The 16,801-nt window shown below is 29.0% G+C and carries 18 protein-coding genes and 1 tRNA gene; 10 read left to right on the top strand and 9 right to left on the bottom strand.

Annotation, left to right across the window (positions count from 1 at the left end; genetic code table 11):
* Positions 1-2,088, top strand: coding sequence for an acetate--CoA ligase (gene acs / locus AC5SL1_RS06235; protein ID WP_494573091.1), 2,088 nt, complete (start codon positions 1-3; stop codon positions 2,086-2,088).
* Here acs and AC5SL1_RS06240 read toward each other — a convergent pair.
* Entirely contained in the window at positions 2,085-2,708 is a 624-nt protein-coding gene (locus tag AC5SL1_RS06240) for an esterase (RefSeq protein WP_494573092.1), read from the bottom strand. The two genes, acs and AC5SL1_RS06240, sit on opposite strands and share 4 nt — an antisense overlap.
* Positions 2,709-2,842: 134 nt before the next feature.
* On the opposite strand from AC5SL1_RS06240, the gene AC5SL1_RS06245 reads away from it, so the two are divergent.
* The 6 genes from AC5SL1_RS06245 to purH all read left to right on the top strand — a co-directional run bounded on the left by AC5SL1_RS06245 (position 2,843) and on the right by purH (position 9,183).
* Positions 2,843-3,103 (top strand): DUF4212 domain-containing protein, encoded by a 261-nt coding sequence (locus AC5SL1_RS06245; protein WP_494573093.1) that lies wholly within the window; start codon positions 2,843-2,845, stop codon positions 3,101-3,103.
* The gene (locus AC5SL1_RS06250; RefSeq protein ID WP_271516411.1) at positions 3,103-4,911 is read left to right on the top strand and encodes a sodium:solute symporter family protein; all 1,809 of its coding nucleotides are present in this window, start codon (positions 3,103-3,105) and stop codon (positions 4,909-4,911) included. Before AC5SL1_RS06245 ends, AC5SL1_RS06250 begins: the two co-directional genes overlap by 1 nt.
* A gap of 78 nt (positions 4,912-4,989) precedes the next feature.
* Complete coding sequence (locus AC5SL1_RS06255; protein ID WP_271516410.1) at positions 4,990-5,346, top strand: hypothetical protein; 357 nt, start codon at positions 4,990-4,992, stop codon at positions 5,344-5,346.
* Positions 5,347-5,374: 28 nt separating this feature from the next.
* Positions 5,375-6,034: a ribulose-phosphate 3-epimerase gene (rpe, locus tag AC5SL1_RS06260; RefSeq protein WP_494599494.1), complete on the top strand. Its 660-nt coding sequence runs from the start codon at positions 5,375-5,377 to the stop codon at positions 6,032-6,034.
* Between the two features lie 3 nt (positions 6,035-6,037).
* The gene (locus tag AC5SL1_RS06265; RefSeq protein ID WP_494599496.1) at positions 6,038-7,648 is read left to right on the top strand and encodes a heparinase II/III family protein; all 1,611 of its coding nucleotides are present in this window, start codon (positions 6,038-6,040) and stop codon (positions 7,646-7,648) included.
* Positions 7,648-9,183 (top strand): bifunctional phosphoribosylaminoimidazolecarboxamide formyltransferase/IMP cyclohydrolase, encoded by a 1,536-nt coding sequence (gene purH, locus AC5SL1_RS06270; protein ID WP_494599498.1) that lies wholly within the window; start codon positions 7,648-7,650, stop codon positions 9,181-9,183. Before AC5SL1_RS06265 ends, purH begins: the two co-directional genes overlap by 1 nt.
* On the opposite strand, the gene AC5SL1_RS06275 is transcribed toward purH, so the two are convergent.
* Entirely contained in the window at positions 9,173-9,517 is a 345-nt protein-coding gene (locus tag AC5SL1_RS06275; protein WP_494599500.1) for a 4a-hydroxytetrahydrobiopterin dehydratase, read from the bottom strand. The genes purH and AC5SL1_RS06275 overlap by 11 nt on opposite strands.
* Before the next feature lie 24 nt (positions 9,518-9,541).
* A tRNA-Gly gene (locus tag AC5SL1_RS06280) sits at positions 9,542-9,616 on the bottom strand.
* A gap of 94 nt (positions 9,617-9,710) precedes the next feature.
* On the opposite strand from AC5SL1_RS06280, the gene AC5SL1_RS06285 reads away from it, so the two are divergent.
* Positions 9,711-10,349: an LON peptidase substrate-binding domain-containing protein gene (locus tag AC5SL1_RS06285; RefSeq protein ID WP_494599502.1), complete on the top strand. Its 639-nt coding sequence runs from the start codon at positions 9,711-9,713 to the stop codon at positions 10,347-10,349.
* 1 nt (position 10,350) lies between these two features.
* On the opposite strand, the gene AC5SL1_RS06290 is transcribed toward AC5SL1_RS06285, so the two are convergent.
* Complete coding sequence (locus AC5SL1_RS06290) at positions 10,351-11,445, bottom strand: FAD-dependent monooxygenase (RefSeq protein ID WP_494599504.1); 1,095 nt, start codon at positions 11,443-11,445, stop codon at positions 10,351-10,353.
* A 65-nt stretch (positions 11,446-11,510) separates the two neighbouring features.
* Here AC5SL1_RS06290 and AC5SL1_RS06295 point away from each other — a divergent pair, with 65 nt between their 5' ends.
* The gene (locus AC5SL1_RS06295; protein ID WP_494599505.1) at positions 11,511-13,601 is read left to right on the top strand and encodes a DNA translocase FtsK; all 2,091 of its coding nucleotides are present in this window, start codon (positions 11,511-11,513) and stop codon (positions 13,599-13,601) included.
* Positions 13,601-14,155, top strand: coding sequence for a LolA family protein (locus AC5SL1_RS06300; RefSeq protein WP_494599507.1), 555 nt, complete (start codon positions 13,601-13,603; stop codon positions 14,153-14,155). The genes AC5SL1_RS06295 and AC5SL1_RS06300 overlap by 1 nt, the downstream gene beginning before the upstream one ends.
* Before the next feature lie 4 nt (positions 14,156-14,159).
* On the opposite strand, the gene AC5SL1_RS06305 is transcribed toward AC5SL1_RS06300, so the two are convergent.
* From AC5SL1_RS06305 to hisA, 5 genes are read right to left on the bottom strand one after another with little or no spacing between them, the layout of a single operon-like run.
* On the bottom strand, positions 14,160-14,663 hold the full coding sequence (locus tag AC5SL1_RS06305; RefSeq protein ID WP_494599509.1) for a GNAT family N-acetyltransferase: 504 nt from the start codon (positions 14,661-14,663) through the stop codon (positions 14,160-14,162).
* Entirely contained in the window at positions 14,660-15,025 is a 366-nt protein-coding gene (locus tag AC5SL1_RS06310) for an HIT domain-containing protein (RefSeq protein WP_494573104.1), read from the bottom strand. Before AC5SL1_RS06310 ends, AC5SL1_RS06305 begins: the two co-directional genes overlap by 4 nt.
* Entirely contained in the window at positions 15,022-15,330 is a 309-nt protein-coding gene (hisE, locus tag AC5SL1_RS06315) for a phosphoribosyl-ATP diphosphatase (RefSeq protein WP_494579781.1), read from the bottom strand. The genes AC5SL1_RS06310 and hisE overlap by 4 nt, the downstream gene beginning before the upstream one ends.
* Positions 15,331-15,332: 2 nt before the next feature.
* Complete coding sequence (gene hisF, locus AC5SL1_RS06320; protein ID WP_494599511.1) at positions 15,333-16,088, bottom strand: imidazole glycerol phosphate synthase subunit HisF; 756 nt, start codon at positions 16,086-16,088, stop codon at positions 15,333-15,335.
* Complete coding sequence (gene hisA, locus AC5SL1_RS06325) at positions 16,081-16,800, bottom strand: 1-(5-phosphoribosyl)-5-[(5-phosphoribosylamino)methylideneamino]imidazole-4-carboxamide isomerase (RefSeq protein WP_494599513.1); 720 nt, start codon at positions 16,798-16,800, stop codon at positions 16,081-16,083. The genes hisF and hisA overlap by 8 nt, the downstream gene beginning before the upstream one ends.
* Between the last annotated feature and the right edge of the window lies 1 nt (position 16,801).

A 16,801-nucleotide genomic window follows, 5' to 3' on the forward strand; every position in this document is an offset into this window, starting at 1 on the left:
ATGCCAAAACGAAAAAAAACAAAATCTAAAGCTAAAAAAAGAAGCTCTAAAAAGCCTAAGCTTAAAAAAAAAACAAAAGCTAAAAAAAAGAGTTCTGTAAAATCCAAAATTAAAAAAAAAGTTTCAAAAAAAAAAGTAAAAATACAAAAAGAAAAAGAGCTAGTTTTTAAAACTAGACCAGAATGGGTCAAAAGTGCTTTAATTAATAAGACCAAGTATCAAAAAAAATATTCTGACTCAATTAAAAATAATAATGAATTTTGGAAAAATGAGGGAAAAAGAATAACTTGGATTAAGCCGTACAAAAAAATTAAAAATGTTAAATATAGTAAGAAAGAAGTTAGAATTAAATGGTATGAAGATGGAACATTAAATGCTTCTGCTAATTGTATAGATCGTCATCTAAAAAATAAAAAAGATAAAACTGCAATTATCTGGGTTGGAGATAATCCAAAAGATACAAAAAAAATTTCATACAATCAATTACACAGAGAAGTATCAAAAACTGCAAATGGTTTGAAAAGATTAGGAATTAAAAAAGGTGACCGAGTTACAATTTATTTAACAATGATACCAGAGCTTGCGATTACAATGCTTGCTTGTGCTAGAATTGGTGCAGTTCATTCTATTATTTTTGGAGGATTTTCAGCAGACTCTATTTCTGGAAGAGTTAATGATTGTGAATCAGAATATATCATAACAGCTGATGAAGGAGTTAGAGGTGGAAAAACTATTCCATTAAAACAAATTACAGATGAAGCTTTAAGAAGCTGTGCTAATGTTAAAAAATGTATTGTAGTCAAGAGAACGGGAGGTCAAATTAGCTGGAATAATGATAGAGATATTTGGTACCATGATTTAATTGAAGGTGTTCCCAATCACTGTGAACCTGAAGAGATGAATGCTGAAGATCCATTGTTCATTCTTTATACCTCTGGTTCAACTGGCAAACCTAAAGGAGTTCTTCATACAACTGGTGGATATATGGTTTATGCCTCAATGACTCATCAATATATTTTTAATTATAAACCTAAAGATATCTATTGGTGTACTGCTGACATTGGGTGGGTTACGGGTCATAGTTATATAATTTATGGTCCACTGGCTAATGGTGCCACAACTATAATGTTTGAAGGAATTCCAACATATCCTGACAGTTCGAGATGGTGGGAAATCATTGACAAGTACAAAGTAAATATTTTTTATACTGCTCCAACAGCCATTAGAGCTTTGATGCGTGAAGGTGATGGTCCTTTGAAAAAAACTTCAAGAAAATCTTTAAAATTACTAGGTACGGTAGGTGAGCCAATAAATCCAGAGGCATGGATGTGGTATTACAAAGCTGTAGGAAATTCAAATTGTCCTATAGTTGATACTTGGTGGCAAACTGAGACAGGTGGAATATTAATTAGTCCTCAAACAGGAGCTATAAATTTAAAACCAGGTTCGGCCACAAAACCATTTTATGGTATTAAGCCAGCAATTGTTGATAAAGAAGGAAATGAAATTAAGGGAGCTGGCGAAGGAAGGTTGTGTATTTCCCAATCTTGGCCTGGACAAATGAGGACAGTGTATGGTGATCATCAAAGATTTATTGATACTTATTTTTCTCAGTTTGATGGTAAATACTTTACGGGGGATGGTGCTAGAAGAGATGAAGACGGTTACTATTGGATAACAGGACGTGTTGATGATGTAATTATTGTCTCTGGTCATAACCTTGGAACTGCCGAAATAGAAAGTGCATTTGTTGCCCATCCAAAAGTTGCTGAAGCTGCAGTAGTTGGTTATCCTCATGATATCAAGGGTAACGGACTTTACTGCTATGTTACTTTAAATGTTGATGAGGTAGCTGACCTTGACCTAGAGAGAGATTTAAAACTTTGGGTTCGTAAGCAGATAGGTGCTCTTGCAACACCAGACATCATTCATTTCTCACCTGGGCTACCTAAAACGAGATCAGGAAAAATTATGAGAAGAATTTTAAGAAAAATTGCTGCTAATGAGCATGACCAATTAGGAGATACGACAACTTTAGCTGATCCAAGTGTTGTACAAAGTTTAGTTGATAATAGAAAAAATATTTAAAAATTTATTAACTCTTTAAACTCTTTTTCAACATTATCCCATTTTAAAATCATAGAGTTTAATACAATTTTTCTATCTAAAGTTTTTAATTCTTCAGCTATTGGGGCCCATTTATATAATGATAATGCGCTAGGATTAAATGGCAGATCTTTATAATAAGTTTCCCAGTTTATATTTTGATGTCGCTCATTAAAAGTTTTTTTTGCTCCCTCAATAATATCAACTGGCATCTTATTAGAAGATTCACTATCTAAAATTTTAAAAAAAATTTCTTTAGACTGGTTGATGTTTTGATAATTAAAATTAACTTTTAAATATGAGAAAGTAAATAATGTCAGATCCTGTAAAGCAACAGAATAAATATTCCATCTGGCAATATCAAGAGATGCCATGAATACATCATTGTCAAAATGAAGAACGTACCTTGTGCCCATTCTAGTTTTTAAATAATTATATAAAGTAACTTGCGTTACCCAGGCAGATTTTGTTTGAATAAAGTGTTCAAGGTCATTTAAATTCTTAATTTTTTTCTTTGGGATAAAAGCCTTAAACATCGCAAACAAGTAAACTTTAAAATCATTGAGTGATATATCTCTCCAGGAAAGTTTATATTTTTGCATAAAAGTTCAAATATGCGCCATCATAGCCTAAAAATTAAGCAAATAAGGACTTAATTTGAAAAATTTTAGCCTTTTAAAAACCATCAGAATGGGTATGTTTTCGGTTAGTTATAACTAAAAACAGAGAGGTATAAATGTCAAACGCAACAAAACACTGGGAAAAAACTAGGACATTGTTATTCGTAACATTGGCTATTTGGTTTGTTTTCTCTATCGGCATCTTCCTTTTTGCAGCTGAAATGAATGAGGTTACAGGACCTTTCGGTTATCCATGGACATACTGGTTTACATGTCAAGGATCTCTTGGAATTTTTGTAATTTTATGTTTCTGGTTTGCTAATAGGCAAGAGAAAATCGATGAAGAATTTGGCTTCAACGAAAAAGGAGATCAATAATGATAAAAGGTAAATTTATAGACAATTTGCCAAAAGTTTACGGAATCTATACAGGAGGTTTTATAGGTTTTATAATCTTAATGGCAATTGGTGAGCAGATGGGTATGACTGCTAAAGCAATAGGTGTTGCTTTTGTAGCCTTTACAATATTCATCTATGCATTGATCGGTTATCTATCAAGAACAGCTCAAGCAGACGCATATTACGTGGCTGGAAGACAAGTGCCCACTGTATTCAATGGAATGGCGACGGCGGCAGACTGGATGTCTGGTGCTTCATTCGTTGCAATGGCAGGTGGTATTTACTTCAAAGGCTATGGATATATGGCTCTACTTGTCGGTTGGACTGGTGGTTACATATTAGTTGCAACTTTATTAGCACCATACTTAAGAAAATTTGGCTGTTACACGGTTCCAGATTTTGTAGGTACAAGATACGGTGGTAATTTAGCGAGACTATGTGCGGTAATAGTTTTAACTGTTGCTTCATTCACTTATGTGACTGCTCAGATTAACGCTACTGGTACTATTGCATCTGTTGCTCTAGATATCGACTTTAAATACGCTGTATATATTGGACTAATAAGTATTTTACTTTGTTCAATGTTAGGGGGTATGAGAGCGGTAACTTGGACACAGGTTGCACAATATATCGTGCTAATTATAGCTTACTTACTTCCAATTTTTTGGATCAGTAACAAAATGGGTGCGGGTTTCTTCCCTCACTTTATGTTAGCTGATGAAGTAGCTAGAATTGGTGAGTTAGAACAACAGTTTGGTTTTGTTAAAAACTCTGCTGCTGATCTAGCAACGGTACCTAAAGGGTTAGCTGGAATAACTAAAGCACACTCTGCAGTAAATGCAACACCTTGGGCGTTTATTTCATTAGCATTGGCGATGATGATGGGAACAGCATCATTACCACACGTGATGATGAGATACTTTACTACTCCAAGTGTAAAAGCAGCTAGAAAATCAGTTGGTTGGTCATTATTCTTTATCTTCCTTCTGTATTCTTCAGCGCCAATGTTAGCAACGCTATCTAAACTATCGTTGATCGATCCAACATTACCAACTGGTATTATTGGTAAATCATTTGCTGAAGTTCAGTCAATAGATTGGTTCCAAAACTGGAATCAAGCAAACTTGATGTTCATCAGTGACTTTAACGGCAATGGAACTCTTGAGTTAAACGAGTTTTTCATGGGCGGTAAAGCAGTTGTGTTAGCAACACCAGAAATAGCTGGATTACCATATGTAATCTCAGGACTGGTTGCTGCTGGAGGTATGGCTGCTGCCATGTCAACAGCTGATGGTTTGATCCTAGCAATTGCGAACGCGATCTCTCATGACGTTTATTACAAAATGATTGATCCAAAAGCAGAAACTGCAAAAAGACTTCTTGTTGCAAGGGTATTACTTGTAGTAATTGGTTTTGCTGGAGCAACTATTGCGGCAATGGAAATCCAAGGTATCTTAGGTTCAGTTATCTGGGCTTTCGACTTTGCGATGTCTGGATTGTTCTTCCCACTTGTACTTGGTGTATGGTGGAAGAGAGCCAACAGAGAAGGTGCTATTGCTGGTATGGTTTTAGGTCTTGGTTCTGCTATTTGGTACCTAGTTTGGGTGCGAAGTGGTGGAAGTGGGTTCTTAGGACTTACTCAATTAACATTTGGTATCTTCGGAGCAGCTGTTAGTTTTGTTTCAATGGTTGTAGTGAGTTTAATGACTCAAGAACCAGATAAAGCAATTCAAAAAATGGTTGATGAAGTTCGTATACCAAGCGGTAGAACTGTTACTGGTAAGTAGAACTAATAAACTTTAATTCTAAGGGGCGATTAATTTCGCCCCTTTTAATTTAATCTCATTTCTAATATAAATCATTAAATGTCAGCAAATTTCCATCCATTAGTTTATTTTATAGATTACTTATTTGGTATGATTATGTGGACTTTAATAGGACGAGTTGCGATGAATATTTTTCAAAAAGAAGATTCTGAATTCTTTTTTATGAAGATTTTTGTAAAATCTACCAATCCACTAATAAAAATTTTTAAACCAATAACCCCATCTTTCATCATAGGACCTCTGGTTCCATTATATGTAGCATGGTTCTTTTTTATGATTAGATTTTACTTTATGCCCTGGGTCTTAGGATATTCTGTAATGGGAATGTTATCATTTCCTCTAGAAAGTGAAATTTCTAAACAAATTTATCAATTATTTAATTCAATTAAATTTTAAAAATTGATACTAGTAGAGCTGACAATCAATGAAAAAAATACAAATATCACCATCAATTTTATCAGCTGATTTTAGTCAATTAGGAAATGAAATTAAACGACTAGAAGAAGGTGGGGCTGATATGATCCATGTAGATGTGATGGATGGTCATTTTGTTCCTAATTTAACTATGGGGCCTCCAATTATTAAGGCTTTAAGGGAATATACAAAACTGCCATTTGATGTTCATTTAATGATTTCACCAGTACATAAATACATTCAAGATTATGCAGATGCTGGAGCAGATATTATAACTATACATCCTGAGGCAACTGAAGATTTAAAAAGTTCAATAACACACATTAAAAGATTAAATAAAAAAGTGGGTGTATCGCTAAACCCTAAAACTGAAATTAATTTAGTAACAAATTTTCTAGAAGAGATAGATTTAATCTTAATCATGAGTGTCAATCCTGGATTTGGTGGTCAAAAATTTATGCCAGAAGTATTACAAAAAATTAAAGAGTTAAAAAAAATAAAAGATCAAAAAAATTTGAAATTTGATATTGAAATTGATGGGGGCATTAACTTTGATAATAATAAATTGGCTATTGAAGCTGGTGCTAATATTTTAGTCTCAGGCACAACTATATTTAAAAATAACAATGGAAATATAAAAAAAAATATAGAGCTTCTAAAATCAAGTTAAATAATGATTTTTAATAACTCATTTATTTTTTTTAAAAAAAAAATTCTTTCCCTTTATTTAAATTCCAGTATTTATAATAAAAAAATTAATCCCACCATCATCAGTTCTTTAGAATATCAACCAAGTCCTAATCTTTTAGATTCGCTTATTAAATTTGAAAAAAAAAAAATTAATATTGAAAATTACTCACTAGGTAACATCTGGAATGATAAAAATTTAAATGATAAAGATTACAAAAATTTAAACAGTTTTTTTTGGTTGTTTAGTTTGGATTTAAGATCCTCAAAAAAAGATACTCAAGAAATAATACAACAATGGATAAGTAAGAATTATCGTTATAATCATAAAAGCTGGGAAATAGATATATTAGCAAAAAGAATAATAGCTTGGATTTCAAATGCTAGATTAACTTATGAAGATGGCACTAGCTCCTATAAAGATAATTTCAACGGTGTTATTAAAAAACAAATTAACTATTTAATTGATCAAATTGAACGGTCTGAAAAAGTTGATGATAAAATGATAGGTTGTGCTGCTATTATTTTAGTCGGATTGTGTTACCATGATGAAGATAAATACTTAGATAAAGGACTTAATTTACTCAAAAAATTTGTTAAATTTTCTTTAGACAATGATGGTTTTCCAAAATCTAGAAACATAAGACAATTAAATTTTTATTTAAAATATTTTATTCTAATTCGAGAGTGGATCAAAGAATCTCAAAATGAAATACCAGATTATATCAATGAATATATTTATTATTTAGGACAAGGATATGCCTTTACTTGGAAAAATAATAATGTGGACTTATTATTCAACGGTAATCATGAAACAAATAATGACAATTTTGATCATTATTTGAAAAAGTTTGATTATAACTTTAAATCTCAAAACAAAGAAATAGGAGGATATGTAATTCTTAATAATAAGAAATACTCTCTAATAATGGATATTGGAGATAGTCCTGATAAGAAATTTTCATCTGATTATCAGGCAGGTGCTTTATCTCTTGAGATATTAACAAATGGTAAAAAATTAATTTGTAACTCAGGATATTATCAAGACTATAAACATAAATTAAATGATTTATCTAAATCAAGTGCAGTCCATAGCACATTAATTATAGATGACAGATCTTCATGTAAATTTACTAAAACTAAAAATAAGGGTTCCAAACTTTTACAGGGTTTAAAAATATTAAAAAAAAATATTATTTTTGAAAAAAATTATTGGAAAGTTCATGCCTCACACGATGGTTACCTAAAGCGATATGGTATTATTCATGAAAGAGAAGTTGAGTTTTATCCAGAACAAATAAAATTTGTGGGTCATGATAAAATGATTTCAAAAAATGGTATTAAAAATCTAAAATTCGAAATTAGATTTCATTTAGAGCCAAATATTAAGGTAATGAAAACACAGGATAACAAGTCAATACTCATTGATCTTGATGGTGAAGGATGGAAATTTAACTCAGAAAACAATACTATCGATATTGATAACGGACTATATTTTGGTAAGAAAAATTCTTTTTCTGATAATCAAAATATATTTATTTCAGGAATGACTAATGATGAAAATCAAACTATAAAATGGGAAATTACTAAATTATAATGAATAAAATCAAAAAAGCATTAATTTCTGTATCTGATAAAAGTAATTTAAAAGACCTTTTAAAAATTTTAACAAAATATAAAGTTGAATTCATAAGCTCAGGTGGCACTTACAAAGAAATTAGGAAACTAAAATTTAAATGCTTAGAGGTCTCAGAATACACAGGATCTCCTGAAATACTTGGTGGAAGAGTTAAAACACTGCATCCAAAAATACATGCTGGGATATTAAGTAAAAGAGAAAATAAAAAACATAAAAATGATTTAAAAAATAATAATTTTCATGAAATCGACCTTGTTATAGTTAATTTCTATCCATTTGAGAAAACTTTAGAACAAACAAATAATCATTTAAAAATAATAGAAAATATTGACGTTGGTGGACCAACTATGGTGAGAGCTGCAGCAAAAAATTATAAGGATGTAACTGTTATTACCTCCTCAAATCAATACTCTGAGCTTATTAATGAACTGCAATTAAATAAAGGTTCAACATCTTTGGAATTTAGAGAAAAAATGTCTTTAGAAGCTTTTTCTGAAACAGCTTATTACGATGCAGTAATTTCAAATTATTTTAACAACATTAAAGATAATAAATTTCCTAAAAAAAAAATTATTTATGGAAATTTAGTAGAGAATTTAAGATATGGGGAAAATCCACATCAGCAAGCTGCTGTTTATTCAAAAACTAATAGTTTAAATTTGGATCAAATTCATGGAAAGCAATTAAGCTATAACAATTATAATGATATATTTTCTGCTTTAACTATTTCAAAATCACTGCCCTCCAATACTGGAACGGTTATTATAAAACACGCTAATCCTTGTGGTGTATCTATTCATAAAAACGCTCTAGAAAGTTATAAATTAGCACTGGCTTGCGATCCTATTAGTGCTTTTGGAGGAATAATTTCATGCAACTATAAAATAAATAAAACTTTAGCAAAAGAACTAAAAAATATTTTTTTAGAGGTTATTATTGCTAATGGATTTGATAGAGAAGCCCTTAATATATTAAAAAATAAAAAAAATTTACGTCTAATAGACTCTTCAAATTTTAAAATAAAAGATTTAGTAAGATTTAATTCTGCAAATGAGGCAATTTTAACTCAGTCTGAAGATATAAATAAATTTAATATTAAAGATTTTAAGATAGTTTCCAAAAAAAAACCTACTAAATTACAATTTAAAAACTTAATCTTTGCTTTTAATATTTGTAGATATGTTAAGTCAAATGCAATCGTATTAGCTGCTAATGAGGCAACAGTAGGTATTGGTTCAGGTCAACCAAGTAGACTAGATAGTTGCCAAATTGCAATTGATAAAATGCATAAATTTGAAAATTTTAGAGAAGACGTAGTTGCAGCTTCAGATGCATTTTTTCCATTTGTAGATGGAATAGAAAAATTAATTCAAGCTGGAGTTTGTGCTGTTATACAACCTTCTGGTTCTATTAGGGATAAGGAAATAATAAAATTTGCAAATCAAACTAATACGATATTAGTTTTTTCTAAAACTAGACATTTTAGACATTAGCAATTTGATCAATTTTAGCTGCTAAAATAAAATCATTCTCAGAGAGACCTTCTATTGCGTGTGTGGTAATTATAATTTTTGCATAACCCCATCCAAAAGAGATATCAGGATGGTGGTTTTCATTTTCAGAAATTTCCCCAACTTTGTTTATAAAATTTTGACTATTAATAAAATTTTTGAATATAAAATTTTTTTCTAAAAAAAAAATATCTTTAACATTTTTTTTTACATCCCATCCATCAACTTTTTTTTGATATTTATGGATTTCACTTATATCAAATGGTAATATCCCACCTTCACATGGCACACATTTTTTACTTAAAAGATCACTCATTTAATATTATAACTTAAAATTTATTGGAGCGGGTCAAGGGAATCGAACCCTCTACCTAATCGTTGGCAACGATTCGCTCTACCAATGAGCTAGACCCGCATATAAATATAATAAATAGACGGTTTTTTTAACGCAAGCAATAATAAAGTTTTTGATTAGTATATAGATTATCAAAAATTTGATAAAAGAAATTATGAAAAAACAAGATTTACCAAAAATTATACCCGTGTTTCCCTTAAGTAACTTTATTATTTTTCCAAATACAACTGTTCCCTTAAATATATTTGAACCAAGATATATAGAGATGATAAATGATAGTATGAAAACCAATAAATTAATTGGTTTAATTCAACCAAAACAAAAAAAACTAAGTAATATACCTGATTTATATGAGGTTGGATGTTTAGGGAAAATTTCAAATTTTGAAAAAGTTGATGGCAGATATTTAATTGAGCTAAATGGATTAACGCGATTTAAAGTAATTAAAGAAATTAAAGCTGATAAAGCTTACCGTCTATGTGAAGTAACTTTTGATGATTTTTCAGATGATTTAAACATTTCAAAAAAAGAATTAAAATTTTCAGATCTTGAGTTAATTTTTAAAGACTTAAAAACCTTGTTTGAAAAAAAAGGATACATAATCAATTGGAAATCTCTTGAGAAACAAGATTTAAATGAAACAATTAATGCTCTTTCAATGGCGTCACCTTTTTCATTAGAGGAAAAACAAATATTATTGGAAAGCCAAGATTTAGAAATTAGAAAAAATAAAATTGCTGAAATTTTAAATACTTATAATTACGATAACTTTGATAATACAACCATTCAATAAATTACAGATTTATTCCCCTATCTGCAATTTTAATTAATAAATTATTAAAATTATTATTTTTACCAACTGCTTTAAGAATTTTGGTGAAATTTCTTATTTTCAATTTTTTTTCTAAATTAAAAAATTCATAAATAAAATCTATTCCATTTGAAAACATAAAATTTTTATTTCTGGCTTGATTTTCAAAATCTTTTAAAATTGAAGAATCCAACTGTAAACCCAAATCAATTTTATTTTGAATAATTTCAGAGAAAATTTTTATATCTCTAATAGTCATATTAAAACCTTGTCCAGCCAAGGGATGAATTCTGTGCAATAAGTCTCCAAAAGCTAAAATATTTTTTTGATAATATTTCCTTAAAACAGACGAACTTAAGTTAAAACTATTAATATCAAAAATATTTTTTATTACATATTTAGGGTTATTTTTATTAATCAATTCTATTATTTCAGAGTTTGAGAATTTTTTACTTTTTGTATCCAGCGAACATACCACTGAGGTTTCATTTTTTGAAATAGGTAAGAATGCAACAGGACCAAACTCCGTAAATACCTGAACTGCAGTATTATTTTCTATTTCTTTATGTTTAAAAATTGCTGTGTAGGCTACATTAAAATAATTTTTTTCTATCTTTTTTGTAAAATATTTCTTTGCAATAAAATTATTTGGGTCACTATTTATTATCAAATCGTAATTTTTTTTATTAAGATTTTTCTCATTTAATTTTTTATTGATTGCTATTCTTTTAATAAACTTACTTTTTAAAACTTCTTTTTTTAACAATTCATAAAGTCTCTCATTTTTAACCATATAAAATAAATCATTTTTTTCATTATTAAAATTAAAGATATTTTCATTTTTAATTTTTTGTGAATAAATTTCTATTTTTTTTATTTTCCAATAATTTATTTTAGTGATTTCAAAAATTTCTTTTTTAAAAAATTCTAAGTTATTTTTTGATATACCAATAGTTCTACTAGTTATTTTTTTTTGAATTTTAGTTTTATAATAAATATGAACATTTATTTTTTTATTTATAAGATTTTTAGCTAAAGCTAGACTGGTTAATCCTTCTCCTATAATGCATACATTCATAATATTTTTTAATTTTAACAATAAAAATTAGATGATACAAAGTGATTAATCTGATTAATTAATTTATGGAATTTAAAAAACTAGCAAACAATACAATTAACTTTGGAATAAATAGAGTAATTGAGATTTTGGGTTTGGGTATCATAGTTGCAGGTGTTTTTTTGTTAATTTCATTGGTTAGTTTTTCGCCTGATGATCCAAATTTTATTTTTCCAGATAACACGGTAATCAAAAATCTACTTGGTTTTCAAGGAAGTTTTACTTCTGATCTTTTTTTTCAGTCTTTTGGGGTTATATCCTTATTAATTCCTTTTAGTCTTATAATTTGTGGAATTAATATTGTTTTAAATAAAAAAATTTTATTAATAATAGAAAGTATTTTCTACACTTTGATTTATTCTTTAATTGGATCTTTATTTTTTTCTTTTTTTTATCCTAGGGCATTTAATCTTTATATTAATGGTAATGGGGGTTTTATTGGTAAGTACCTTGAAACAACTTTCCTGGCATCAATGATCAATATCAATTCACAAATATTTTATTATTTATTAATTTTTTTAATTTTGACTATTTTTTTAATAAGTATTCAATTTAGAATTAATTTTTTTTATAATACTATAAAAAAATTATTTAAATTTCTATTTTCTAAAAAAGAGAAAAATTACACCAATGAAAATGAAATAATAAGTGAATTTATACCACAAGATGAGATAAAAAGCTTAATTCAAGATGATCTTCCTTTTATTAAAAGTGAAAATAAAGATACCAATAAAAAAATAAGATTTAAATTGCCTTCTGTAGATTTATTAAAAATTCCAACTGAAAAAGAAAGAGCTAAACTTCAAGATGAAGATTACATTGATAGTGAATTCTTGGAAAAAATCCTTTTAGACTTTGGAGTTAGTGGAAATATTAAAAAAGTTAGTCATGGGCCCGTTGTAACTCTTAATGAATTTGAACCAGCAGCAGGAGTTAAGGTTTCAAAAATTATTAACCTCTCAGATGATATCGCTAGAAACACTAGCTCTGAATCTGCGAGAATAGCAACTATACCAGGTCGTAGTACTATTGGTATTGAATTACCCAACTCTACTAGAGAAAATGTTTTTCTTAGTGAAATTCTCTCACATGCTGACTTTAATAAAAAAGACGTAAGACTACCAATAGCACTTGGAAAAAATATTTCGGGAATACCTATTGTTGGTGACTTGGCATCTATGCCTCATTTATTAATAGCTGGCACAACTGGCTCTGGAAAGTCTGTATGTATCAACACTATTATTCTCTCCTTACTTTACAGGCACGCTCCTGATAAATGTAAATTTATATTAATCGATCCTAAAATGTTAGAGCTGTCTACGTATGAGGGAATTCCCCATTTGTTATGTCCAGTTATTACAGAGGCAAAAAAAGCTGCTTCAGTTTTAGGTTGGGTTGTTAAAGAAATGGAGAATAGGTATAGACTTATGACAAAAGAAGGTGTCCGTAATATTGATGGATATAATGCAAAACATACTTTGTCTATGCCTTACATTGTTGTGGTTGTGGATGAAATGTCTGATTTGATGTTAGTAGCAGGAAAAGAAATAGAAAATTATATTCAAAAGCTTTCACAAATGGCCCGAGCTGCTGGTATTCACATTATAATGGCCACTCAAAGACCTAGTGTTGATGTAATTACAGGCACTATTAAAGCAAACTTTCCTACAAGAATTTCTTTTCAAGTAACTTCAAAAATTGATAGTAGAACAATTTTAGGAGAACAAGGAGCTGAACAATTACTTGGGAAAGGAGATATGCTTTACATGTCATCTGCTAATCGAATAGTGAGAATTCATGCACCCTTTGTTTCTGACAATGAAATTGAAAAGGTAAATAACTATTTAAGAGTCCAGGCAGAACCAGACTATATAGATGAAATCTTAAATTTTGTGGATGAAAAAGATAGTGGTGATACTGGATCTAATAATGGAGATAAAGATGAATTATATCAAGCAGCCTTAGATATAATTAGGTCAGAAGGTAAAGCCTCAACTTCATTTTTACAAAGAAAATTGCAAATAGGATACAATAGGGCAGCTAGAATTATTGATATGATGGAGGCTGATGGAATTGTTAGCAAAGCAAACCATGTTGGTAAAAGAGATGTCCTATAATGCCTAGGATATTAATAATATTTATTTTGCTAAACTTTTATAATCCTGCATTACCATCTATGAAGGAAGATATAATTGCAAAAATGAAAAGCACTAATAATTTAAGTTTTAATTTTATTCAAACTGTTGATGATAAAAGTGAAAATGGAATGTGTGTCTTGGAATATCCAGGAAAAATTTGGTGTGAGTATAGTGGATCAAATAAGAAAGTCCTTGTCTCTAATGGAAAATCTTTAGTAATTAAGATTAACAATAGTGGTAATTATTATATTTACCCACTTGCTAAAACGCCGTTGCAGTATTTGCTAGATAAAAAGTATCTAATTTCTAAAATACAAGAGTTAAAACCAAGGAATATAGATAATAAATATCTTAACTTTAAAATTTTTGAAAATAATAATGAAATAAATATTTTTTTTGACAAAAAAAATTTAAACTTAATTGGATGGCAAACAGAAGATATATATCAAAATTTGAGTATTACATTTATTTCTTCAATTAAGATAAATCAAAAATTAGATTATAACAAATTCAAATTACCAAAAAATAACTAAAATTCTACCTAATTAGAGTTTCTGTTTTAAAAACTTTCATTCCTCTTGCTAAATAATTTTTTAAGGCATTCTCATGGTCAAGTGAACAAGTGTGTACCCAAACTCTTTTTGCTCCCTGATTAAATGAATTTTTGATTGCCTCACTAAGTAAATATCCACCTAATTTTTTTCCAAAATATTCTTCTAAAATTCCAAAATAAGCAATTTCTGCCTCTTTATTATTTTCATAAAATAACAATTCGTAATAACCTGCAATCTCATTTTTTTCTTTTAAAACATAAGTAAAAAGTTTTTTATTAGATACATATTCAATCCAATTTAAATCTGTCCAAATCAATCTATCAATCCAACGATGATTTTTCCCTACATTTTTATAGAAGAATTTATTTAATTGAAAATCTTTAGGATTAAGTAATTCTACAAAACTAAACTGCGAGGGTGTTTCTACTTCTTTAAAATCTTCTAGAGATTTAATTTCTAAATAATTTCTAAAAATTTTTTCTGTCACTCAACCATTTTTCCTATTTTTTCACCTCCAAATAAATGAAAGTGTAAATGAGGAACTTCTTGTCCTCCATGCTCCCCCAAGTTAGTTAGCGCTCTATAACCTTTGCCTGTATCTGTTGATATATCTAATATTTTTGATACCTCTGTAATTGCTTTACTCAAAGCAACAATTTCTTCATCTGAAGCTTTTTGATTAAAATCATCTAGGTCAATATATTCACCTTTTGGTATTACCAGAGCATGAATTTTTTTTTGAGCATTAATATCATAGAAGGATAAAACATGCTCATTCTCAAAAATTTTTTTACAAGGAATTTCTTTTCGTAAAATTTTCGCAAAAATATTATTCTTGTCGTAAATCATTTTCTATTATTTTTTTCCTCAATTCCTGATTGGTTTTTCCTATTTTCTAGCTCTTGTAAAACATCCTCAAATTTAATGTTAGCTGCTTCTAGTGTGACTAATATATGATAGATTGTATCTGCTGCTTCATGAACCTCATTCGACTTATCATTTAGAGCTTCTTTAAGTTCACCAAATTCTTCCTCCATTTTGTCTATACATTTAGATAAACCACCAGATAACAATGATGATGTGTAAGATTTATCTTTGTCTTTATTTTTTCTTTCTCTAATTATATTTACTAAATTTAATAGATTTTCTGACATCTTTAATTTCTAACGGGAATCCCTTTTGAATTCAAATATTGTTTAGCTTCCTTTATTGAATGGGTTCCATAATGAAAAATGGATGCAGCTAGTACAGCACTAGCATTTCCTAATTTTATACCATCTACTAAATGATCTAAATTTCCTACACCACCTGAGGCAATAACAGGTATATTTACTGTTGATGATATCTTAAACATTAAATCATTATCATAGCCAATTTGAGTACCGTCTCTATCCATCGAAGTGACCAGCAACTCTCCTGCTCCACTATCTTCCATTTTTTTTGCAAAATCTATTGCATCTATGCTTGTATTATTTCTTCCTCCATGAGTAAAAACTTCCCATTTATTGTCATTTTTTTTAGCATCTATTGCAACAACAATGCACTGTGATCCGAATTTTTTTGAACTTTCAATTATCATTTCAGGATTTTGAACTGCTGCAGTATTGATCGAAACTTTATCTGCTCCGCAATTTAATAATTTACTAATATCATCAATGCTTCTTACCCCTCCACCAACTGTTAAGGGCACAAAACATTTTTTAGATGTTCTTTCAACAACATCATAAATTGTGTCTCTATTTTCATTGGAAGCAGTAATGTCTAAAAAGCAAATCTCATCAGCACCACCATCGCTATAAATTTTAGCTTGCTCAACTGGATCACCAGCATCTTTTAAATCTATAAAATTAATTCCTTTAACAACTCTTCCATTTTTTACATCTAGACAAGGAATAATTCTATTTTTAAGCATCAATTTCTTTTATTAATTCATCTAAGCTAATATCACCATCATAAATGGCTTTACCAACTATTATTCCTTCAATATTTTTTAAACCTTTTGCATTTTTAATATCATCAATTGAGGATACTCCTCCTGAAATAATCACTGGACAGTTTGAAACATTAGCAACGTTTATCGTTTCTTCAAAATTAGGACTTTGCTTCATGCCATCTCTATTTATATCTGTATAAATTAATCTACTAACACCAAAGTCATTAACCTCTTTTAAAAAATCTAACGTTAATTGATTAGAGTTTTCCTTCCATCCTGAAACAGATAAATATCCATCTTTAGCATCTAAACCTAAGGCAATTTTATTTGAAAATTTTTTACACGCTTCTTCTAAAAAATTTTTATCTTTTATGGCTGCACTTCCTAAAATAACTTTTTCAACTCCTATATCTGTATATTTTTGAATACTATCAATGGTTCTAATACCCCCTCCTACTTCAATTTTTAAATTAAAATTATGAACTATTTGTTGAATAATATCTAAATTAACTGTCTTTCCAGTTAGAGCACCATCTAAATCAACTATGTGTAAATTTTTAAAGCCATGTTCTTTATATTTTTCAGCTTGGTCAACTGGTGATATTTGATATTCAGTTTTGTTACTAAAATCTCCTCTAATTAATCTTACACACTTTTTATCTTTAATATCAATCGCTGGAAATATTTTCATT

The sequence above is a fragment of the Candidatus Pelagibacter sp. PS_10_02 genome (genome assembly GCF_059418005.1).

Coding starts and splice junctions, on each gene's coding strand:
- acs (WP_494573091.1), top strand. CDS start 1: ATGCCAAAACGAAAAAAAACAAAATCTAAAGCTAAAAAAAGAAGCTCT.
- AC5SL1_RS06240 (WP_494573092.1), bottom strand. CDS start 2,708: ATGCAAAAATATAAACTTTCCTGGAGAGATATATCACTCAATGATTTT.
- AC5SL1_RS06245 (WP_494573093.1), top strand. CDS start 2,843: ATGTCAAACGCAACAAAACACTGGGAAAAAACTAGGACATTGTTATTC.
- AC5SL1_RS06250 (WP_271516411.1), top strand. CDS start 3,103: ATGATAAAAGGTAAATTTATAGACAATTTGCCAAAAGTTTACGGAATC.
- AC5SL1_RS06255 (WP_271516410.1), top strand. CDS start 4,990: ATGTCAGCAAATTTCCATCCATTAGTTTATTTTATAGATTACTTATTT.
- rpe (WP_494599494.1), top strand. CDS start 5,375: ATGAAAAAAATACAAATATCACCATCAATTTTATCAGCTGATTTTAGT.
- AC5SL1_RS06265 (WP_494599496.1), top strand. CDS start 6,038: ATGATTTTTAATAACTCATTTATTTTTTTTAAAAAAAAAATTCTTTCC.
- purH (WP_494599498.1), top strand. CDS start 7,648: ATGAATAAAATCAAAAAAGCATTAATTTCTGTATCTGATAAAAGTAAT.
- AC5SL1_RS06275 (WP_494599500.1), bottom strand. CDS start 9,517: ATGAGTGATCTTTTAAGTAAAAAATGTGTGCCATGTGAAGGTGGGATA.
- AC5SL1_RS06285 (WP_494599502.1), top strand. CDS start 9,711: ATGAAAAAACAAGATTTACCAAAAATTATACCCGTGTTTCCCTTAAGT.
- AC5SL1_RS06290 (WP_494599504.1), bottom strand. CDS start 11,445: ATGAATGTATGCATTATAGGAGAAGGATTAACCAGTCTAGCTTTAGCT.
- AC5SL1_RS06295 (WP_494599505.1), top strand. CDS start 11,511: ATGGAATTTAAAAAACTAGCAAACAATACAATTAACTTTGGAATAAAT.
- AC5SL1_RS06300 (WP_494599507.1), top strand. CDS start 13,601: ATGCCTAGGATATTAATAATATTTATTTTGCTAAACTTTTATAATCCT.
- AC5SL1_RS06310 (WP_494573104.1), bottom strand. CDS start 15,025: ATGATTTACGACAAGAATAATATTTTTGCGAAAATTTTACGAAAAGAA.
- hisE (WP_494579781.1), bottom strand. CDS start 15,330: ATGTCAGAAAATCTATTAAATTTAGTAAATATAATTAGAGAAAGAAAA.
- hisF (WP_494599511.1), bottom strand. CDS start 16,088: ATGCTTAAAAATAGAATTATTCCTTGTCTAGATGTAAAAAATGGAAGA.
- hisA (WP_494599513.1), bottom strand. CDS start 16,800: ATGAAAATATTTCCAGCGATTGATATTAAAGATAAAAAGTGTGTAAGA.